Source organism: Neisseria uirgultaei (assembly GCF_962719845.1).
Taxonomy (GTDB): domain Bacteria; phylum Pseudomonadota; class Gammaproteobacteria; order Burkholderiales; family Neisseriaceae; genus Neisseria; species Neisseria bergeri.
The window spans coordinates 58929-78293 of record NZ_CAUIYF010000005.1; the positions used below are offsets into that span (position 1 = coordinate 58929).

20 protein-coding genes and 1 tRNA gene are annotated in these 19365 nt (G+C 52.5%); 13 read left to right on the forward strand and 8 right to left on the reverse strand.

Annotation, left to right across the window (positions count from 1 at the left end):
* Nucleotide 1 precedes the first annotated feature (1 nt).
* The 3 genes from Q9J32_RS04430 to Q9J32_RS04440 all read left to right on the forward strand — a co-directional run bounded on the left by Q9J32_RS04430 (nucleotide 2) and on the right by Q9J32_RS04440 (nucleotide 2827).
* On the forward strand, nucleotides 2-253 hold the full coding sequence (locus tag Q9J32_RS04430) for a hypothetical protein (protein WP_301883996.1): 252 nt from the start codon (nucleotides 2-4) through the stop codon (nucleotides 251-253).
* Nucleotides 250-972 (forward strand): UDP-2,3-diacylglucosamine diphosphatase, encoded by a 723-nt coding sequence (gene lpxH / locus Q9J32_RS04435; RefSeq protein ID WP_301883998.1) that lies wholly within the window; start codon nucleotides 250-252, stop codon nucleotides 970-972. Before Q9J32_RS04430 ends, lpxH begins: the two co-directional genes overlap by 4 nt.
* A 268-nt stretch (nucleotides 973-1240) precedes the next feature.
* Entirely contained in the window at nucleotides 1241-2827 is a 1587-nt protein-coding gene (locus Q9J32_RS04440) for an L-lactate permease (RefSeq protein WP_301884000.1), read from the forward strand.
* Here the strand turns inward: Q9J32_RS04440 and Q9J32_RS04445 are convergent.
* The gene (locus Q9J32_RS04445) at nucleotides 2824-2982 is read right to left on the reverse strand and encodes a hypothetical protein (RefSeq protein ID WP_159068528.1); all 159 of its coding nucleotides are present in this window, start codon (nucleotides 2980-2982) and stop codon (nucleotides 2824-2826) included. The genes Q9J32_RS04440 and Q9J32_RS04445 overlap by 4 nt on opposite strands.
* A gap of 17 nt (nucleotides 2983-2999) precedes the next feature.
* Nucleotides 3000-3203 (reverse strand): zinc-finger domain-containing protein, encoded by a 204-nt coding sequence (locus tag Q9J32_RS04450; protein WP_002241191.1) that lies wholly within the window; start codon nucleotides 3201-3203, stop codon nucleotides 3000-3002.
* A 115-nt stretch (nucleotides 3204-3318) separates the two neighbouring features.
* Here Q9J32_RS04450 and Q9J32_RS04455 point away from each other — a divergent pair, with 115 nt between their 5' ends.
* The gene (locus Q9J32_RS04455; RefSeq protein WP_301884004.1) at nucleotides 3319-3816 is read left to right on the forward strand and encodes a DNA-mimic protein DMP19; all 498 of its coding nucleotides are present in this window, start codon (nucleotides 3319-3321) and stop codon (nucleotides 3814-3816) included.
* Nucleotides 3817-3897: 81 nt separating this feature from the next.
* Nucleotides 3898-5091: an amino acid aminotransferase gene (locus Q9J32_RS04460; protein ID WP_301884006.1), complete on the forward strand. Its 1194-nt coding sequence runs from the start codon at nucleotides 3898-3900 to the stop codon at nucleotides 5089-5091.
* A 521-nt stretch (nucleotides 5092-5612) separates the two neighbouring features.
* On the opposite strand, the gene hemC is transcribed toward Q9J32_RS04460, so the two are convergent.
* Nucleotides 5613-6548, reverse strand: coding sequence for a hydroxymethylbilane synthase (hemC, locus tag Q9J32_RS04465; protein WP_118791998.1), 936 nt, complete (start codon nucleotides 6546-6548; stop codon nucleotides 5613-5615).
* Between the two features lie 118 nt (nucleotides 6549-6666).
* Between hemC and ybeY the strand changes: the two genes are divergently transcribed.
* Together ybeY and Q9J32_RS04475 are read left to right on the forward strand one after the other, a co-directional pair.
* Nucleotides 6667-7182, forward strand: a complete 516-nt coding sequence (ybeY, locus tag Q9J32_RS04470) for an rRNA maturation RNase YbeY (RefSeq protein ID WP_107818837.1) — start codon at nucleotides 6667-6669, stop codon at nucleotides 7180-7182.
* 1 nt (nucleotide 7183) lies between these two features.
* Nucleotides 7184-8008: a CorC family transporter gene (locus Q9J32_RS04475; protein WP_301884011.1), complete on the forward strand. Its 825-nt coding sequence runs from the start codon at nucleotides 7184-7186 to the stop codon at nucleotides 8006-8008.
* A 66-nt stretch (nucleotides 8009-8074) separates the two neighbouring features.
* Here Q9J32_RS04475 and nhaC read toward each other — a convergent pair whose 3' ends face one another.
* Together nhaC and Q9J32_RS04485 are read right to left on the reverse strand one after the other, a co-directional pair.
* Nucleotides 8075-9454 carry a Na+/H+ antiporter NhaC gene (gene nhaC / locus Q9J32_RS04480; RefSeq protein WP_301884013.1) on the reverse strand — a complete coding sequence of 460 codons (1380 nt, stop codon included), beginning with the start codon at nucleotides 9452-9454 and terminating at the stop codon, nucleotides 8075-8077.
* Nucleotides 9455-9744: 290 nt separating this feature from the next.
* Nucleotides 9745-10968, reverse strand: coding sequence for a sugar MFS transporter (locus Q9J32_RS04485; RefSeq protein ID WP_301884014.1), 1224 nt, complete (start codon nucleotides 10966-10968; stop codon nucleotides 9745-9747).
* 206 nt (nucleotides 10969-11174) lie between these two features.
* Between Q9J32_RS04485 and Q9J32_RS04490 the strand changes: the two genes are divergently transcribed.
* The 6 genes from Q9J32_RS04490 (at nucleotide 11175) to Q9J32_RS04515 (ending at nucleotide 17068) form a co-directional block, all read left to right on the forward strand.
* Nucleotides 11175-11588 carry a YqaA family protein gene (locus tag Q9J32_RS04490; protein ID WP_301884016.1) on the forward strand — a complete coding sequence of 138 codons (414 nt, stop codon included), beginning with the start codon at nucleotides 11175-11177 and terminating at the stop codon, nucleotides 11586-11588.
* A gap of 45 nt (nucleotides 11589-11633) precedes the next feature.
* A complete protein-coding gene (gene nth / locus Q9J32_RS04495; protein WP_107818482.1) occupies nucleotides 11634-12263 on the forward strand; it encodes an endonuclease III in 630 nt (209 codons plus the stop codon).
* A 138-nt stretch (nucleotides 12264-12401) separates the two neighbouring features.
* The gene (locus Q9J32_RS04500; RefSeq protein WP_301884020.1) at nucleotides 12402-13901 is read left to right on the forward strand and encodes a DegQ family serine endoprotease; all 1500 of its coding nucleotides are present in this window, start codon (nucleotides 12402-12404) and stop codon (nucleotides 13899-13901) included.
* Nucleotides 13902-14103: 202 nt separating this feature from the next.
* The gene (locus tag Q9J32_RS04505) at nucleotides 14104-15624 is read left to right on the forward strand and encodes a Na+/H+ antiporter NhaC family protein (RefSeq protein WP_301884024.1); all 1521 of its coding nucleotides are present in this window, start codon (nucleotides 14104-14106) and stop codon (nucleotides 15622-15624) included.
* Between the two features lie 56 nt (nucleotides 15625-15680).
* Nucleotides 15681-16766, forward strand: a complete 1086-nt coding sequence (gene nagZ / locus Q9J32_RS04510) for a beta-N-acetylhexosaminidase (protein WP_301884026.1) — start codon at nucleotides 15681-15683, stop codon at nucleotides 16764-16766.
* A 225-nt stretch (nucleotides 16767-16991) separates the two neighbouring features.
* A tRNA-Pro gene (locus Q9J32_RS04515) sits at nucleotides 16992-17068 on the forward strand.
* A gap of 334 nt (nucleotides 17069-17402) precedes the next feature.
* On the opposite strand, the gene Q9J32_RS04520 is transcribed toward Q9J32_RS04515, so the two are convergent.
* From Q9J32_RS04520 to Q9J32_RS04530, 3 genes are all read right to left on the reverse strand, one after another.
* A complete protein-coding gene (locus Q9J32_RS04520) occupies nucleotides 17403-18041 on the reverse strand; it encodes a 7-carboxy-7-deazaguanine synthase QueE (RefSeq protein WP_301884027.1) in 639 nt (212 codons plus the stop codon).
* Entirely contained in the window at nucleotides 18038-18409 is a 372-nt protein-coding gene (locus tag Q9J32_RS04525) for a DUF1304 domain-containing protein (RefSeq protein WP_301884030.1), read from the reverse strand. The genes Q9J32_RS04520 and Q9J32_RS04525 overlap by 4 nt, the downstream gene beginning before the upstream one ends.
* A 270-nt stretch (nucleotides 18410-18679) precedes the next feature.
* Nucleotides 18680-19099, reverse strand: coding sequence for a hypothetical protein (locus Q9J32_RS04530; protein WP_042508533.1), 420 nt, complete (start codon nucleotides 19097-19099; stop codon nucleotides 18680-18682).
* Nucleotides 19100-19365 lie beyond the last annotated feature (266 nt).

Sequence of the window (19365 nt, forward strand, 5' to 3'; positions counted from 1 at the left end):
AATGGTCGGAAAAAATAAAAAAGAAGCGTATTTTAACGGAAATCCCGCCACACCACCCCATATCTTTCCGGCAAAACCTTACCGCATCCGCCCCGCGCGATGCCGTCTGAAGCCTTCAGACGGCATTTTTAACGCGCCCGAACCCCGGTTCCGCCAACGCCCGATGCTTGGCGCGGCATTTGCCGTATTGCCCCGCCGCCGGGCGCGTTATAATCCGCCACGACATCCGCCCGATTTGGAAACCTGCCTATGAAACCCGCCTATTTCATCTCCGACCTGCATTTGAGCGAAAAGCATCCCGAACTGACCGCGCTGCTGCTGCGTTTTTTACGTTCTGCCGCCGCCGGGCAGGCGCGGGCGGTTTATATTTTGGGCGATTTGTTTGATTTTTGGGTGGGCGATGACGAAGTTTCCGAGTTGAATACTTCGGTTGCGCGGGAAATCAGGAAATTGTCCAACAAAGGCGTTGCCGTGTTCTTTGTCAGGGGTAACCGCGACTTCCTGATCGGTCAGGATTTTTGCCGGCGTGCGGGCATGACGCTGCTGCCGGATTACTCGATTTTGGACTTGTTCGGCTGCAAAACCCTCATCTGCCACGGAGACACATTATGCACCGACGACAGGGCATACCAACGTTTCCGCAAAATCGTGCATCGGAAGCGGCTGCAAAAACTGTTCCTGATGCTGCCTCTGAAGTGGCGCACGCGCCTTGCCGCCAAAATCAGGCGTGTCAGCAAAATGGAAAAACAGGTCAAGCCCGCCGATATTATGGATGTCAATGCCGCCTTTACCGCGCGGCAGGTTCGCGCCTTCGGTGCGGAAAGGCTGATACACGGGCACACCCACCGCGAGCATATCCATCACGAAAACGGCTTTACCCGCATCGTTTTGGGCGACTGGCATAACGACTATGCTTCAATCCTCCGCGTGGACGGGGACGGCGCGGTATTCGTGCTGCTGGAAAAATGCTGAAAATGCCGTCTGAAGCCTTTCGGGCGGCTTTTTTTACACGCCCCTTTCCCACACTCCCTCCGCCGCATCATCGCCATCCTTAACCCGCATTAATAGCCATTATCGATAAAATGCTTGACCGATTACATAAGATTACGTAAAGTGTGCAAACGTATAATAATTGGTCTTACCAATTTATCTTTTAACCAAAATATCGGGTGTGCGGGATTTGAACGTCTTTCCAAACCTCAACGCGCCTTATGATGCAAATGCCTAAAAAGGATTCGTTATGGCACTTTTCCTCAGCATATTCCCCATCGTCCTGCTGATTTGGCTGATGGTGAAAAAAAACAGTATGCCTTCCTACGTCGCGCTGCCGATTACCGCAGTGCTGATTTACGCCATCAAACTTTTCTACTTCGGCGATGCGGGAATGCTGCTCAACGCCACCGCCGCTTCCGGCCTCGTCAAAACACTCACGCCGATTACCGTGATTTTCGGCGCGATTATGTTCAACCGTATGATGGAAACCACGGGCTGCATCGATGTCATCCGCAAATGGCTGGCGACCATCAGCCCGAATCCCGTAGCGCAACTGATGATTATCGGCTGGTCGTTTGCCTTTATGATTGAAGGCGCATCCGGCTTCGGCACGCCTGCTGCGATTGCCGCGCCGATTCTGATGAGCTTGGGCTTCAATCCGTTGAAAGTGGCGATTTTCACTTTGGTGATGAACTCCGTCCCCGTCTCTTTCGGCGCGGTCGGTACGCCGACCTGGTTCGGTTTCGCACCGCTGAACCTGAGTGCCGAAGACATCCTCGCCATCGGCAGGCAGACCGGCGTGATGCACTTCTTCGCAGGTTTCATCATCCCCGTCATCGGCTTGAGTTTTATCGTACCTTGGTCTGAAATCCGCAAAAACTTGGGCTTCGTCGCCATTGCCGTTTTCTCCTGTACCCTTCCCTATGTCGCATTGGCAATGGTCAACGAAGAATTTCCTTCTTTGGTTGCCGGCGCAATCGGTCTGATGTTTTCCGTATTTGCAGCTAATAAAGGCTGGGGCTTGAGCAAAGACCACGCCAAAGACCCGAATGCCGAAAAAGTGCCGTTCGCCCAAGTCGCCAAAGCACTCACCCCTTTGGGTATGCTGATCGGTATGCTGGTGGTTACCCGCATCAAACAACTTGGCATCAAAGGCATTTTGACCAGCAAAGAAGAATGGTTCAGCTTCCAACTGCCGTTTGATTTGTCCAAAATTACCGTCAGCGACTCCCTGACAATTACCTTCGGCAATATTTTCGGACAAGATGTCAGCGCGTCCTACCAAACGCTGTACGTTCCCGCTTGGATTCCGTTTGTCTTTACCGTTTGGATCTGCATCCTGCTGTATAAGACCAAATTCAAAGATGCTTGGACGATTTATGCCGTAACCTTCAATCAAACCAAAAAACCGCTGCTTGCCCTGATGGGCGCGCTGATTATGGTTCAGCTGATGCTGGTCGGCGGCGACAATTCGATGGTGAAAATCATCGGTAAGGAATTTGCCGCAATGGCGGGCGAACACTGGGTTTACTTCTCGCCGTATTTGGGCGCGATCGGCGCGTTCTTCTCCGGCTCCAACACCGTGTCCAACCTGACCTTCGGCCCGATTCAGCAGCAAATCGCCTTGGATACCGGCCTGTCCGTTACCCTGATTCTGGCGTTGCAATCCGTCGGCGGCGCGATGGGCAATATGGTGTGCCTCAACAACATCATCGCCGTATGTACCGTATTGGACGTGAAAAATTCCGAAGGTGCGATTATCAAGAAAACCGTTATCCCGATGGCGATTTACGGCGTGATTGCCGTCGTCGTGGCAATGATTTTCTTCCTCTAGGCGAAACGCCGCCATCCATAGCGGCAGCACCATACGGGGAACGGAAACCGCCGTTCCCCCGTCAGGGCGGCGCGTCGGGCAGAATACCCGTGCCGGAACAAGCCCGCCCAGCCAAACAAATGCCGTCTGAAACCGGAAAAGGCTTCAGACGGCATTTTTCCGCCGTTTGCATTCAGGCGTAATGATGATGCGGCATCTTTCCGTCAAGGCGGTAGCGCGTGCCGCAATACGGACAGGCAACGCTGCCCGACTCTCCTTCGCCCAAAGGCAAAAACACCCTCGGATGTCCGTTCCACTGCTCGTTGTCCGGTCCCGAGCAATACAGCGGCAGATTTTCCGGCAACACGGAAATTTCCTGCGGATTCAGATTGTCCATTCGATTTTCCTTCACGTGGTTGGTGTACGCCTATTTTACGCCATCGGCAGGCTAAAGGATATTTTCGGCGCAAAGCCGCAATCCGCTATAATCCCCACTTTTCAGACGGCATACTATGACTGCGCTTACCCTTCCGGAAGACATCCGCCAACAAGAGCCATCCGTTCTGCTCTATACCCTCGTTTCCGCCTACCTCGAACACACCGCCCAAACCGGCGACGAATCCCTCTCCTGCCTGTCCGACGACCAGCACACGCTGACCGCATTCTGCTACCTCGACAGCCAAGTCGAAGAAGGCGGCTTCGTACAGCTTATCGCCTCCGGCTACGGCGAATACATTTTCCGCAACCCGCTTGCCGACAGCCTGCGCCGCTGGAAAATCAAAGCCGTGCCGAAAGTCTTGGACAAAGCCAAAGCCCTCTACGAACAACACGGCGAAAACATCGAAACGCTTGCCGACGAAGGGCGGGACATCCCTTCCCTGCGCAAACAGTTCCCCGACTTTGAAGAATGGGACGGCGCATACTACGAAGCCGCCGAACAAGACCTGCCCCTGCTTGCAGAACACATACGGTCAAACTGGGAAACCTTCGCCCATATCGGGCAGGCGTGATTGCGTCTGTTTCCAGCCCGTATAAAACAGCGTAAAATCGGCAAACCCGAATGACCTTCCGTCCACATCAAGGAGCAAGCTATGTTCTTCAAGCACATCGAAGCCGCCCCCGCCGATCCGATTCTCGGTTTGGGCGAAGCATTCAAAGCCGAAACCCGCCCCGAAAAAGTCAACCTCGGCATCGGCGTGTACAAAGACGCATCCGGCGCGACACCCATTGTCAAAGCCGTCAAAGAGGCTGAAAAACGCCTGTTGGAAAGCGAAACCACCAAAAACTACCTGACCATCGACGGCGTTGCCGACTACAACGAGCAAACCCAAATCCTGCTGTTCGGCAAAGACCACGAAATCATCGCCAGCCGCCGCGCCAAAACAGCGCAAAGCCTTGGCGGTACAGGCGCATTGCGTATTGCGACCGAATTTGCCAAACGCCAGTTGAACGCGCAAACCATCTGGATTTCCAATCCGACTTGGCCAAACCACAACGCCATCGCCAAAGCGGTCGGTATCCAAGACAAACCTTATCGCTACTATGATGCCGCCAAACACGGTTTGGATTGGGACGGTATGATTGAAGACTTGAGCCAAGCGCAAAAAGGCGACATCGTCCTGCTGCACGGCTGCTGCCACAACCCTACCGGCATCGACCCTACGCCCGAACAATGGGAAACTCTGGCAAAACTTTCTGCCGAAAAAGGCTGGCTGCCGCTGTTTGACTTTGCCTACCAAGGCTTCGGCAACGGTCTGGAAGAAGATGCCTACGGCTTGCGCGTGTTCTTGAAACACAATACAGAATTGCTGATTGCCAGCTCTTATTCCAAAAACTTCGGTATGTACAACGAGCGCGTCGGCGCGTTCACTTTGGTGGCCGAAGACGAAGCAACCGCCGCCCGCGCCCACAGCCAAGTCAAAACCATCATCCGTACCTTGTATTCCAATCCGGCTTCACACGGTGCGAACACCATTGCGCTGGTGTTGAAAAATGATGATTTGAAAGCCCAATGGATTGCCGAACTCGATGAAATGCGTGGCCGCATCAAAACCATGCGCCAAAAATTTGTCGAGTTGCTCAAGGCCAAAGGTGCTAACCAAGACTTTGATTTCATTATCGAACAAAACGGCATGTTCTCTTTCAGCGGCTTGACTCCCGAACAAGTTGACCGTTTGAAAAACGAGTTTGCCATTTATGCCGTCCGCTCCGGCCGCATCAACGTCGCCGGCATTACCGACGACAACATCGATTATCTGTGCGAAAGCATTGTAAAAGTACTGTAAAAGTACTGTAAAAAGCGCAGCTATATGAAATGCCGTCTGAACCTCAACCAGTTCAGACGGCATCTGTTTTTTGTTAAAAAACAATAAACTATAACAATTTCAAACAAGCTGAAAACATCTATAAAACCAACCCAATATGATGAACTCAAATAAAAAATACGAATATCATCATTCTCAAATTCAAAATTTGAACGCCACAGTATAGTGGATTAACTTTAAACCAGTACGGCGTTGCGTTGCCTCGCCTTGCCGTACTATCTGTACTGCCTGCGGCTTCGTCGCCTTGTCCTGATTTTTGTTAATCCACTATATTATCCGAAGCCACAAAAACCTTTCCGCCGTCATTCCCGCGCAGGCGGGAATCCGGGAACCCAATGCTGCAAGAATTGATTAGAAACAACTGAAACCGAGCAAACTGGATTCCCGCCTGCGCGGGAATGACGAAATAAGGCGAGCAAAAATGATGGAACAAATTAATTAAAAACAATAACTTATATTATTTTCTTAAATTTTCGATAAAATCAATTTTCCGTATTCAATACCGCCTCAATCAATTCCTGCGCACCGTCGTCCGCCAATTTCTTAGCGACTGCGCGTCCGAGCGCGTCGGCGTATTCGGCAGGTGCTTGCGCGTCCGCCTGCAACACAACCGAACCGTCAGGATGACCGACCAAGCCGCGCAAGGTCAGCAAGCCGTTTTCTTCCGTGCAATATGCGGCCAGCGGCACTTGGCAGCTTCCGCCCAAAGCGCGTGCGAGGGCGCGTTCGGCGGTAACGCAGGCATTGGTAACGCCGTGGTTCAAGGGTTTCAAAACCTCATACAAATCTTCGCGGTGCGCGGCAATTTCAATACCCAATGCGCCTTGTCCGGCGGCAGGCAGGCTGTCGGATTCCGACAAAATCATGCGGATGCGTCCGTCCAATTCCAGACGCTGCAAACCGGCGGCGGCAAGGATAATTGCGTCGTATTCGCCATTGTCCAACTTGGACAAACGGGTTTGCACATTGCCGCGCAAAGGTTTGATAAGCAAATGCGGATAGCGCGCGCGCAACTGGGCTTCGCGGCGCAGGCTGGATGTGCCGACAACCGCGCCTTCGGGCATTTCTTCCAAACGCGCGTATTGGTTGGACACAAACGCGTCAAACGGATTGGCGCGTTCGCCGATGGCGGCAAGCGCGAAACCTTCGGGCAAATCCATCGGCACGTCCTTAATCGAATGCACCGCCAAATCGGCGCGACCGTCATATAAAGCCTGTTCCAACTCTTTGACAAACAAGCCTTTACCACCGACTTTTGACAAAGTTCTGTCCAAAATCCGGTCGCCGCGCGTGGTCATGCCCAAGATTTCGACTTCGCAATCGGGATACAGCGCCTTCAGACGGCCTTGGATATGTTTCGCCTGCCACATAGCAAGCAGGCTTTCGCGGCTGGCGATGACGAGTTTTTTCGGGTTCATGTTCAATGCGTTCAAAGAATGGAAACGGCGTGAAGTCTATCATATTTTGAACGTTTCTTCAGACGGCACCGTCAGGTCTATGTTATATTTACGCCCACAAAACACGAAACCCGCCACAATGAAACGCGCCAAAAAATACCCTTTCTTAACGTTGCAGCGGCAACGTTTCCATTTGAACTTTGAAAACGCCTCTTCCGCCGCCGGCATCCCCGCCGAACGTGATTTCTACCGCTGGGCTTGGTCTGCCCTGAAAAGCGGATACCGCCGCGCCGACATCGGTTTGATCCTTTTGGACGAAGAAGCAGCACGCGCCTACAACCGCGACTACCGGGGCAAAGATTACGCCACCAATGTATTGAGTTTCGCGCTCAACGAAGGCGAAACCCTGCCCGGTCAAGTTTCGGAAAAACTGTACGGCGATTTGATTATCTGCCCGCAAGTCGTATTGAAAGAAGCCGCCGAACAAGGCAAAACATCCGAGCAGCATTTTGCCCACCTGACCATACACGGTACGCTGCACCTGATGGGCTACGACCACATCGAAGACGATGAAGCCGAAATAATGGAAGCCGAAGAAATCCGCCTGATGCGGGCGGCAGGCTTCCCCAACCCCTACCGAGAGGACGGACATTAAAATGGACGGCGCACAACCGAAAACAAATTTTTTTGAACGCCTGATTGCCCGACTCGCCCGCGAACCCGATTCCGCCGAAGACGTATTAAACCTGCTTCGGCAGGCGCACGAACAGGAAGTATTTGATGCGGATACGCTTTTAAGGTTGGAAAAAGTCCTCGATTTTTCCGATTTGGAAGTGCGCGACGCGATGATTACGCGCAGCCGTATGAACGTTTTGAAAGAAAACGACAGCATCGAACGCATCACCGCCTACGTTATCGACACCGCCCATTCGCGCTTCCCCGTCATCGGCGAAGACAAAGACGAAGTTTTGGGCATTTTGCACGCCAAAGACCTGCTCAAATATATGTTCAACCCCGAGCAGTTCCACCTCAAATCCATTCTCCGTCCCGCCGTCTTCGTCCCCGAAGGCAAATCACTGAACGCGCTTTTAAAAGAGTTCCGCGAACAGCGCAACCATATGGCAATCGTTATCGACGAATACGGTGGCACATCGGGTTTGGTAACTTTTGAAGACATCATCGAGCAAATCGTCGGCGACATCGAAGACGAGTTTGACGAAGACGAAAGCGCGGACAACATCCACGCCGTTTCCGCCGAACGCTGGCGTATCAACGCCGTTACCGAAATCGAAGACATCAACGCCTTTTTCGGCACGGATTACAGCAGCGAAGAAGCCGATACCATCGGCGGACTGGTCATTCAGGAATTGGGACACCTGCCCGTGCGCGGCGAAAAAGTCCTTATCGGCGGTTTGCAGTTCACTGTCGCCCGCGCCGACAACCGCCGCCTGCATACTCTGATGGCAACACGCGTAAAATAAAGTTTGCCCTATAAAACAAATGCCGTCTGAACCCGATACGGTTTCAGACGGCATTTCCCTAACCGGCTACTTCCTGCTCAAAGTCAGCCCCGTCCAACCGAACAGAAGTGTCAAAGCCAGACTCAAATAGCAGAAAAAGGCATAGGGCAGATATTCCCACACCGGCACGCCCAGCGCGTGGCTGATGAACACGCCGCACACGCTCCACGGAACAAGCGGATTGATGACCGTACCCGCGTCTTCCAGCGTGCGAGAGAGGTTGCGCGAATGCAGGCCGAGTTTGTCGTAAACGGGTTTGAACGTTTCTCCCGAAAGCAGGATGCTCAAATATTGCTCTCCAATCAGGAAGTTCACTCCAACCGAAGTCATGGCGACGCTGAATGTGGCGCGCCCGGCATTCGTCAAAAAGCTGCGGACGGCATCCAGCAGGGAAGGAATTACACCGAGCGCAAACAACAGTCCGCCCAAACTCATACCAAGGATAACGATGGTCTGCGTGAAAAACATACTTTCCAAACCGCCGCGCGAAATGAGTTTGGCGATGTCTTTAAACGCTTCGCCTTCGAGTTTGTAGCCGCCGTAAAACCACGCGCCGAGCTGACGCAGATCGGGCGTGCTGTGCAGATACGTTACAGCAACGGCAACCATGACGGTAAAGAGCATGGCAACGACGGCGTTGACGCGCATCAGCGCAAGAACGACCAACAGCGCAAACGGAATCAGCGAATAGCCGTGCACCAATCCCGTGGCTTCAAGCTGGCTGCGGAAGGATTCGACGCTGCCCATATCGTATGCCGCGACATTCGGCAAAAGCCACAGCATCAGTGCCGCGCTGATAAGCCATGCGGGGATGGTGGTGTACATCATATTTTTGATGTGTTCAAACAGGTCGATACCGACGATAGAGGCGGAAATGCCCGTGGTGTCGGAAAGCGGGGACATTTTGTCGCCAAAAAATGCGCCCGAAACAATCGCGCCCGCCGTCATCGCCATATCGGCATGAAACGCCGCCGCCATCCCCATAAAGGCAACGCCGACCGTAGCGCAGGTGGTCAGGCTGCTGCCGATGGACACGCCGATGACGGAACACAGCGCGAAGGCGGAAAAATAAAAATAAGTCGGGGAAATCAGTCCGAAACCGTAATACATCAGCGTCGGAATCGCGCCGCTCATCATCAGCGCGCTGACCATCAGCCCGATGAAGAAAAACAGGTAAATCGCGCCCATACCCTGATTCAACGCGCCTATCATGCCCTGCTGCATATCGTTGTATTTCAAACCGCGCGCCAAGCCGTACAAAATCAGCACGACGATGGCGGCAATAATGGACATATGCGGCAGCCACTCCAATGAAATGATGGTATAGCCCATCGCGGCAATCAGAGCGACGACGACGGCAAGTGCCTCACCGCGCGGCATATCGAGTAAGGATTTGAAAGCAAACATGATTCTTTGCCCGATTTGATATAAAGTTAACGGATTCTAACACACCATACCGAATCCGCCCGACGTTTTCAGACGGCATTTTAGCGTTTTACAAAAGCCGGACAGAAACAAAACGGCAATTTTCTCAATTTAAATTAATTTTTTTGAAATATAATTTTTTATTTTTTTATTTGTTGGCATATAAGACTTTTATGGATTGAAGTATTAAAACCTCGGCACACACGCCGCAAACACCGGTACGCAAAAATGCCGTCTGAAAGATGTTCAGACGGCATTTCTCAAGAAAAAGATTATTTGTCCGCCCGATACCCGTACACCGCAAAAAACACGATGTAGAGATAACAGATGACGGAAACGACAAACGAAGACATCAGGGTGTAAGTATCCGCCGCCCAACCTTGAATCACCGGCACGACCGCACCGCCGACAATCGCGGTACACAGCACACCGGAAGCCGCGTTGGTGAATTTGCCCAATCCTTTGGTTGCCAAAGAGAAAATCGTCGGGAACATAATCGAGTTGAAAAAACCGATGGCAAGCAGCGACCACATCGCCACATCCGCATTGCCGCTGCCCGTCGCCATCGCGACGGCAAGCAGCACGACCGCAGCCGATGCGTTAAACGCCAGATAGCGGTTGGGCGCAAATTTCGCCATTACTGCCGAACCGAGGAAACGTCCGACCATCGCGCCGCCCCAATAGAACGACAGGTAATGCGCGGCAGAAGCATGATCCAGCCCTTTCAGATAACCCAATACGTTGACCATCAGCGAACCGATGGAGACTTCCGCACCGACATAGCAGAAAATGCCTGCCGCGCCGAACACGAGATGTTTGTACTGCCACACGCCGGTTTTGCCGTCGTGGTTGTGTTCGCTTTCTTCGGCGGCAATTTTTTGCGCGTCGGGCAGACGGATCAGTTTGACAAATACGGCAAGGATAATCAGCAGCCCCGCCAGCCCCAAATAGGGAATCTGTACGGAAGAAATCTGTTCCGCCTTGCTGACGGTTCGGGTTGCGTCCGCCAAAATCAGGAATGCGCCGATTTGCGGCGCAATGGTCGTACCCAAAGAATTGAACGCCTGAACCAGCGTCAGCGTTGCCGATTCCTTGCCGGGTTTCGCCAGCAGGGTTACATAAGGATTACCGGCAACCTGAAGCAGCGTTACGCCGGAAGCCAAAATAAACAACGCGCCCAAAAATACCGCGTAAGAATGGCTGCCCGCAGCAGGATAAAACAACAGGCATCCGACCGCCGTCAGCAGAAAGCCGCCGATAACACCGTTTTTATAGCCGACTTTGCCGACAAAAGCCCCCATCGGGATGGACATCACCGCATAGGCGGTAAAGAAACAGAATTGAATCAGCATCGCCTGAACATAAGTCAGGTCGAAAATTTCTTTCAAATGAGGGATAAGGATGTCGTTCATGCAGGTAATAAAACCCATCATGAAGAACAGCGTAGTCAAGACGACCAACGGGGATGTATGGTTGTTTTGTGATTGCGCAGACATGATTTGCCTTTCATTTTATTGGAATACATTGCACGGTTCGGACGGCAAAAATTGACATTCTTCAAGGGCGGCGTGAATCATACTGACATTTCACAAATTTGCAAGCCGTCGGCATATCCTCGCCGGACAACATCCGTTATTATCCCGACAAGCACGCCGACGCTGTATTTTTTTCAATCCTCATTTTGATTTATCACAAACCGTACATGACCGTTTTTTCCGCCTACGCCGCCCTCGCCTTTTCCGCCTTCACTTCCGCCACCCTCCTGCCCGGCACATCGGAAGCCGCCTTTGCCCTATTCGTCCACCGCTTTTCCGAACATGCATACGGCGCATGGCTGTGCGCCGGCCTTGCCAACGGATTGGGCAGTATGGTTTCCTATTGGATGGGGCGTTTGCTGCCTTCCCGAAAAATGCCATCTGAAAAAACACTGAATCTGATGCGGCGTTTCGGTATTTGGCTGCTGCCGTTTGCGTGGCTGCCCGTCGTCGGCGACGCACTACCGCTTGCCGCTGGCTGGCTGCGGTTGAATCCGTGGACAAGCGGGCTGATGCTGGTTATCGGCAAAACGGCGCGTTACGCCTTCATTCTGTGGGGAATGCAATATTACGCCGCCTGAACCGTGCGTTATAATGCCGAACACACAAACCCACCGTATAAAAAAATGAACAGACACATCCGCCAAGAAATTTTCGAACGTTTCCGCGCCGCCAATCCCCATCCGACCACCGAGCTGAATTTCAACTCCCCTTTCGAGCTTTTAATTGCCGTTCTGCTTTCGGCGCAGGCGACCGATGTCGGCGTAAACAAGGCGACGGCGAAGCTGTTTCCGATTGCCGATACGCCTCAGGCGATGTTGGATTTGGGCTTGGACGGCGTGATGGAATACACAAAAACCATCGGGCTGTATAAAACCAAGTCCAAACATATTATGCAAACCTGCCGCATCCTGCTGGAAAAATACAACGGCGAAGTGCCGGAAGACCGCGAGGCTTTGGAATCGTTGCCTGGCGTGGGGCGCAAAACGGCAAACGTGGTATTGAACACAGCGTTCGGCCATCCCGTCATGGCGGTCGATACGCATATTTTCCGCGTGTCCAACCGAACCAAAATCGCCCCCGGGAAAGATGTACGCGAAGTCGAAGACAAACTGATGCGCTTCATTCCTAAAGAATTTCTGATGGACGCGCACCACTGGCTGATTTTGCACGGACGCTACACCTGCAAGGCACTCAAACCGCAATGCCAAACCTGCATCATCAACGATTTGTGCGAATATCCCGCCAAATCCTGACCCTCCCTTTCCGTTCAAAATGAAACGCTTGAAAATTCGGACGGACGTTGTAGAATTTCATCCCATGCCGTCTGAAGCCGACAAAATGCGCTTCAGACGGCATTGAAGTCAATATCGGCACAACACAAAGGACGAAACGTGTTCAAAAAATACCAATACCTCGCTTTGGCAGCACTGTGTGCCGCCTCGCTGGCAGGCTGCGACAAGGCAGGCAGCTTTTTCGGTGCGGACAAAAAAGAAGCATCCTTCGTAGAACGCATCGAACACACCAAAGACGATGGCAGCGTCAGTATGCTGCTGCCCGACTTTGCCCAACTGGTGCAAAGCGAAGGTCCGGCAGTCGTCAACATTCAGGCAGCCCCCGCCCCGCACACCCAAAAAGGCAGCGGCAATGCCGAAAACGATTCCGACCCGATTGCCGACAACGATCCCTTCTACGAATTTTTCAAACGCCTCGTCCCGAATATGCCCGAAATCCCCCAAGAAGAAGCAGACGACGGCGGATTGAACTTCGGTTCGGGCTTCATCATCAGCAAAGACGGCTACATCCTGACCAATACCCACGTCGTTGCCGGTATGGGCAGCATCAAAGTCCTGCTCAACGACAAGCGCGAATATACCGCCAAACTCGTCGGCTCGGATGTCCAATCCGATGTCGCCCTTCTGAAAATCGACGCAACGGAAGAGCTGCCCGTCGTCAAAATCGGCAATCCCAAAGATTTGAAACCCGGCGAATGGGTAGCCGCCATCGGCGCACCCTTCGGTTTCGACAACAGCGTTACCTCCGGCATCGTGTCCGCCAAAGGCCGCAGCCTGCCCAATGAAAGCTATACACCCTTCATCCAAACTGATGTCGCCATCAATCCGGGCAACTCCGGCGGCCCGCTGTTCAACTTAAAAGGACAGGTCGTCGGCATCAACTCGCAAATATACAGCCGCAGCGGCGGATTTATGGGCATTTCCTTCGCCATCCCGATTGACGTTGCCATGAATGTTGCCGAACAACTGAAAAACACCGGCAAAGTCCAACGCGGACAACTGGGCGTGATTATTCAAGAAGTATCCTACGGTTTGGCACAGTCGTTCGGTCTGGATAAAGCCAGCGGCGCATTGATTACCAAAATCCTGCCCGGCAGCCCCGCAGAACGTGCAGGCTTGCAGGCGGGCGACATCATACGCAGTCTCAACGGAGAAGAAATACGTTCTTCCGGCGACCTTCCCGTCATGGTCGGCGCCATTACACCGGGAAAAGAAGTCAGCCTCGGCGTATGGCGCAAAGGCGAAGAAATCACAATCAAAATCAAGCTGGGCAACACCGCCGAACATACCGGCACATCATCCAAAACAGATGAAGCCCCCTACACCGAACAGCAGTCGGGTACGTTCTCGGTCGAATCCGCAGGCATTACCCTTCAGACACATACCGACAGCAGCGGCGGACATCTCGTCGTCGTACGGGTTTCCGACGCGGCAGAACGCGCAGGCTTGAGGCGCGGCGACGAAATCCTCGCCGTCGGGCAAGTCCCCGTCAATGACGAAGACGGTTTCCGCAAAGCGATGGACAAGGCGGGCAAAAACGTCCCCCTGCTGGTCATGCGCCGTGGCAACACGCTGTTCATCGCATTAAACCTGCAATAACACACATAATTTAACCAAAATATTTTTTAAATGATAAAATGCCCGCCAATACCGATTAACGGGCATTTTATAAAAATCAGTTGGTTGATTTTAAACAAATATTTTTTACGACAAAAAATATTTCCGCCCATTTTGCCAACAAAACCCAAACCGGAGGCGGACAGATACCCTCCCATCCGGACGCTTGACACCCCCATAAACCATGCAGCTGATCGACTATTCACATTCATTTTTCTCGGTTGTGCCACCCTTTTTGGCACTGACACTTGCCGTCATTACCCGCCGCGTACTGCTGTCTTTAGGCATCGGTATTCTGGTCGGCGTTGCCTTTTTGGTCGGCGGCAACCCCGTCGACGGTCTGACACACCTGAAAGACATGGTCGTCGGCTTGGCTTGGGCAGACGGCGACTGGTCGTTGGGCAAACCAAAAATCTTGGTTTTCCTGATACTTTTGGGCATTTTCACTTCCCTGCTGACCTACTCCGGCAGCAATCAGGCGTTTGCCGACTGGGCAAAACGGCACATTAAAAACCGGCGCGGCGCGAAAATGCTGACCGCCTGCCTCGTGTTCGTAACCTTTATCGACGACTATTTCCACAGCCTCGCCGTCGGTGCGATTGCCCGTCCCGTTACCGACAAGTTTAAAGTTTCCCGCGCCAAACTCGCCTACATCCTCGACTCCACTGCCGCGCCTATGTGCGTGCTGATGCCCGTTTCAAGCTGGGGCGCGTCGATTATCGCCACGCTTGCCGGATTGCTCGTTACCTACAAAATCACCGAATACACGCCGATGGGGACGTTTGTCGCCATGAGCCTGATGAACTATTACGCGCTGTTTGCCCTGATTATGGTGTTCGTCGTCGCATGGTTCTCCTTCGACATCGGCTCGATGGCGCGTTTCGAACAGGCGGCGTTGAACGAAGCCCACGACGAAACTGCCGCTTCAGACGCTACCAAAGGTCGTGTTTACGCACTGATTATTCCCGTTTTGGCCTTAATCGCCTCAACGGTTTCCGCCATGATCTACACCGGCGCGCAGGCAAGCGAAACCTTCAGCATTTTGGGGGCATTTGAAAATACCGACGTAAACACTTCGCTGGTATTCGGCGGCACTTGCGGCGTGCTTGCCGTCGTCCTCTGCACGTTCGGCACAATCAAAGCGTCCGATTACCCCAAAGCCGTTTGGCAGGGTGCGAAATCCATGTTCGGCGCAATCGCCATTTTAATCCTCGCCTGGCTCATCAGTACGGTTGTCGGCGAAATGCACACGGGCGACTACCTCTCCACACTGGTTGCGGGCAACATCCATCCCGGCTTCCTGCCCGTCATCCTCTTCCTGCTCGCCAGCGTGATGGCGTTTGCCACCGGCACAAGCTGGGGGACGTTCGGCATTATGCTGCCGATTGCCGCCGCCATGGCGGTCAAAGTCGATCCCTCACTGATTATCCCGTGTATGTCCGCAGTAATGGCGGGGGCAGTATGCGGCGACCACTGCTCGCCCATTTCCGACACGACCATCCTGTCTTCCACCGGCGCGCGCTGCAACCACATCGACCACGTTACCTCGCAACTGCCTTACGCCTTAACCGTTGCCGCCGCAGCCGCAGCCGGTTACCTTGCCTTGGGCATGACCAAGTCCGCGCTGCTCGGCTTCGGCACGACCGGCATTGTATTGGCGGTGCTGATTTTTCTGTTGAAAGATAAAAAACGCGCCAACGCCTGACCCCTTTCCCTGTTCAGACGGCATATGCCGTCTGAAGCTTTTTGGAGCAAACCGCAATGACCGTCCCCCATATTCCGCGCGGCCCCGTCATGGCCGACCTTGCCGCCTTCCGCCTGACCGAAGAGGAAAAGCAACGCCTGCTCGACCCTGCAATCGGCGGCATCATCCTCTTCCGCCGCAACTTCCAAAACATCGAACAGCTCAAAACACTCACCGCCGAAATCAAAGCCCTGCGCACACCCGAACTCATTATCGCCGTCGATCACGAGGGCGGCAGGGTGCAACGGTTTATCGAAGGCTTCACCCGCCTGCCCGCAATGAACGTTTTAGGGCAAATTTGGGACAAAGACGGCGCGTCCACCGCCGAAACCGCCGCCGGACAAGTCGGCCGGGTTTTGGCAACCGAGCTTTCCGCCTGCGGCATCGATTTGTCCTTCACGCCCGTCTTGGATTTGGACTGGGGAAACTGCCCCGTTATCGGCAACCGCAGCTTCCACCGCAACCCCGAAGCCGTAACCCGCCTCGCCCTCGCCCTGCAAAAAGGCTTGAATCGCGGCGGCATGAAATCCTGCGGCAAACATTTTCCCGGACACGGGTTTGTCGAAGGGGACAGCCATTTGGTGCTACCCGAAGACGGGCGCAGCCTCGACGAACTCGAAGCCGCCGACCTTATCCCCTTCCGCAGCATGAGCCGGGAAGGTATGGCGGCGGTTATGCCCGCCCACGTCGTTTATCCGCAAGTGGATGCCAAGCCCGCCGGGTTTTCCGAAATCTGGCTCAAACAGATTTTGCGCCGCGACATCGGATTCAAAGGCGTGATTTTCTCGGACGATTTGACTATGGAGGGTGCGTGCGGTGTCGGCGGCATCAAAGAACGCGCCCGCATTTCCTTTGAGGCAGGTTGCGACATCGTCCTCGTCTGCAACCGTCCCGACCTTGTGGACGAACTGCGCGAAGATTTCCACATTCCCGACAATCCCGCTTTGGCGCAACGTTGGCAATATATGGCCAACACGCTCGGCAGTGCCGCCGCGCAAGCCGTGATGCAGACGGCGGATTTTCAAGCGGCGCAAGCCTTGACCTCCCGTTTGACTTCGCCTCAGGACACGGCGGGCGGCGTAAAAGTCGGCGAAGCCTTTTAAATCGGCTGCGTTTCAACAATCTGCCGATTTCAACCGTTTGTCAGGGAAAGGCAATGATTTTTTTCGGTCAGGTAGAAAGTTATCTTATTGAATTACTTGAAGATAAGGATGCTTATCAACACTGTATTCAAACACAGCCCTTTAAATCCACCCGACACGCGGCAAAAAGGCAAAACGGTATAGGCACGCCGTATTTTTTACGCTATAATCACGCCTTACTTAATTCGGAATGTAGCGCAGCCCGGTAGCGCACTTCGTTCGGGACGAAGGGGTCGGAGGTTCGAATCCTCTCATTCCGACCAAATCCAAACCGCCTCGGCATCGATTGCCGGGGCGGTTTTTACCTTTTGGCGTCAACAGAAAAATGCCGTCTGAAACAGCATTCTGTTTCAGACGGCATTTCGTTTTCCCCCAACCCTGCCATTTGCGCGCACTGACAAAGGGTATCGGCAAGGTTCAAAAGACTATCGGAATTTAGGAAGCCGAGCTTGTACCCAACGGCGGCATCTTATTCAGTAAGGTTCCGAACCAATTAGGCAGCGGAAATGCCGGCAGTTTCACGCGGAAGCGGTACACTTCCCGTATGTTAAACATCGGTAAAACGGTAAGCCGACCCTTTGAGTTACACTACTTAAACTACTCTATTCCCGCCCATTTGTGCGTCTGTACGCTCAACTGCCAATGCACGGGCGCGTCGGGGCGGCTGTTCAGAATACCGATTTGGCGGATAGTGTCGTAGATGTTCATTGCGCCGTTTTGTTCGCAGGGCGAAAGGTAGTAATGATGCGCGCGGATTTTGCGTTCCATATTTTCGCAGAACCCGACGACATCGCCGTCGGCAACAATCCGCACTTCGTCGGCGGTTTCGATACAGCTTTTTTCGTATTTGGCGGCATAGCAGGCTTTAGGGCTGGTGGCGACATAGTCGATTTGCGGCGGCGCGGGCTTGAGGCCGTTGGTTTCGATACAGAGGAAATAGCCTTCCGCCTTGAGCGCGTTCAAGAGGGTGTCGAGATGCGGCTGTATGGTCGGTTCGCCGCCGGTGATGATGATATTGCGGGCGGTGTAGGCTTTCAGACGGCCTAAGATGTCGGACAGGCTCATCATACCGAATGTCAAATAATCGGTATCACACCAGCCGCAGGCAAGGTTGCATTTGCCCAAGCGGACGAAAACGGCAGGCATGCCCGTGTTCCAGCCCTCGCCTTGCAGGCTTTCAAAGATTTCAACGATGCGGTATTGCGGATTTTCGGGGGCGACGCTGATTTTTTTCATACCGCCAATACCGCCGCCGCTGCCAAAAATGCGGGCACCCCCTGTTTGACGAGTATGCCTTTGTTGCCTGTGGTAAACGCGCCCCACGCGGCGGCAATCAATACGAAACCGAGAAACAGAATCGTTGCACCGTAAACGGCATTGTCCGGCACGGCAAACCGAGACCACACCAGCCCGATGCCGAGAAAGCCGTTATACAGCCCTTGGTTGCCAAACAGGGTCTGCACGCGCTTTTGTTCCATAAATTCATAAGGCAGCTTGAACGTTTCCGCCGCTTTTTCGCTGGGAATCTGTGTCATTTCAAGCCAGGCGATGTAGAAATGTTCGGCGGCGACGAGGAGAACGAGAATGGTGGAGAGGAGTTTCATGGGTGTTCCTTTTAATGGGTACGTTTGAGATGGAATGCCGTTTGAAAAGACGGGGAATCCGTGCAGGAGAAAAAACCGTTTTACGGTATATTGGTAGATCTTATCTGCTCTGGCTCTCAGGCTTCGTTCGCCGGGTGTGAATCCGTCCAAACGGTCTAGGGCATTATTCTCCACCGCATTCTGCCCCAGCACGCCCCCTACCTGTGCACTGATCAGCATGAAAAAAGTGTAAACAATGCAATTTTTCCAATAAATAATCAATACAGAAATTTACTTGCATCTATTATATTCACTTTGCAACCATGTTAAATCACTGTATTTTATTTTATTAATTTTATCAAAAACTATTTGGTGCTTATTTATTTGAGCATTTTCTATACTATCAGTTAGTTTGTTAATACGTAATAGCTTTAACTTTTTATTTGTATAGCAGAAATCATGCACAATACCTCCATCAATATATGAAAAATAAATAAAGTTACCCTCTTCTATATAGTTATTAATAAAGAAATAAATAATGGAATTCTGATTTTTATCTATTAAGAAATAGTTAAATGGTATGCCAGAATTATAACTGTATGACTTCTCAAAAATAAATCGTTTTGTTGATAATTCCTTCTCATTTGGATAAAAAATGAAAATCCAAAATAAAGTCATAACTACCCATAAAATTATTTTTTTAATTAACAATATTAACTCTCCCTTTGAAATCTATCTTGAATTTTGTACCACTAGTGGATTAACAAAAATCAGGACAAGGCGACGAAGCCGCAGACAGTACAAATAGTACGGAACCGATTCACTTGGTGCTTCAGCACCTTAGAGAATCGTTCTCTTTGAGCTAAGGCGAGGTAACGCCGTACTGGTTTAAATCTAATCCACTATAAATTCAAATAAGGACGCCCCACATCGTCATTCCCGCACAGGCGGGAATCCAGAGATTTGGAATTGTTGCA

Excerpts from the sequence above, each read along its gene's own strand:
- nth (WP_107818482.1), top strand. The coding sequence starts at position 11,634 with ATGAACAGACACATCCGCCAAGAAATTTTCGAACGTTTCCGCGCCGCC.
- Q9J32_RS04460 (WP_301884006.1), top strand. The coding sequence starts at position 3,898 with ATGTTCTTCAAGCACATCGAAGCCGCCCCCGCCGATCCGATTCTCGGT.
- ybeY (WP_107818837.1), top strand. The coding sequence starts at position 6,667 with ATGAAACGCGCCAAAAAATACCCTTTCTTAACGTTGCAGCGGCAACGT.
- lpxH (WP_301883998.1), top strand. The coding sequence starts at position 250 with ATGAAACCCGCCTATTTCATCTCCGACCTGCATTTGAGCGAAAAGCAT.
- Q9J32_RS04450 (WP_002241191.1), bottom strand. The coding sequence starts at position 3,203 with ATGGACAATCTGAATCCGCAGGAAATTTCCGTGTTGCCGGAAAATCTG.
- Q9J32_RS04485 (WP_301884014.1), bottom strand. The coding sequence starts at position 10,968 with ATGTCTGCGCAATCACAAAACAACCATACATCCCCGTTGGTCGTCTTG.
- Q9J32_RS04455 (WP_301884004.1), top strand. The coding sequence starts at position 3,319 with ATGACTGCGCTTACCCTTCCGGAAGACATCCGCCAACAAGAGCCATCC.
- nagZ (WP_301884026.1), top strand. The coding sequence starts at position 15,681 with ATGACCGTCCCCCATATTCCGCGCGGCCCCGTCATGGCCGACCTTGCC.
- Q9J32_RS04520 (WP_301884027.1), bottom strand. The coding sequence starts at position 18,041 with ATGAAAAAAATCAGCGTCGCCCCCGAAAATCCGCAATACCGCATCGTT.
- Q9J32_RS04505 (WP_301884024.1), top strand. The coding sequence starts at position 14,104 with ATGCAGCTGATCGACTATTCACATTCATTTTTCTCGGTTGTGCCACCC.
- Q9J32_RS04445 (WP_159068528.1), bottom strand. The coding sequence starts at position 2,982 with ATGCCGTCTGAAGCCTTTTCCGGTTTCAGACGGCATTTGTTTGGCTGG.
- Q9J32_RS04440 (WP_301884000.1), top strand. The coding sequence starts at position 1,241 with ATGGCACTTTTCCTCAGCATATTCCCCATCGTCCTGCTGATTTGGCTG.
- nhaC (WP_301884013.1), bottom strand. The coding sequence starts at position 9,454 with ATGTTTGCTTTCAAATCCTTACTCGATATGCCGCGCGGTGAGGCACTT.
- hemC (WP_118791998.1), bottom strand. The coding sequence starts at position 6,548 with ATGAACCCGAAAAAACTCGTCATCGCCAGCCGCGAAAGCCTGCTTGCT.
- Q9J32_RS04525 (WP_301884030.1), bottom strand. The coding sequence starts at position 18,409 with ATGAAACTCCTCTCCACCATTCTCGTTCTCCTCGTCGCCGCCGAACAT.
- Q9J32_RS04475 (WP_301884011.1), top strand. The coding sequence starts at position 7,184 with ATGGACGGCGCACAACCGAAAACAAATTTTTTTGAACGCCTGATTGCC.
- Q9J32_RS04430 (WP_301883996.1), top strand. The coding sequence starts at position 2 with ATGGTCGGAAAAAATAAAAAAGAAGCGTATTTTAACGGAAATCCCGCC.
- Q9J32_RS04490 (WP_301884016.1), top strand. The coding sequence starts at position 11,175 with ATGACCGTTTTTTCCGCCTACGCCGCCCTCGCCTTTTCCGCCTTCACT.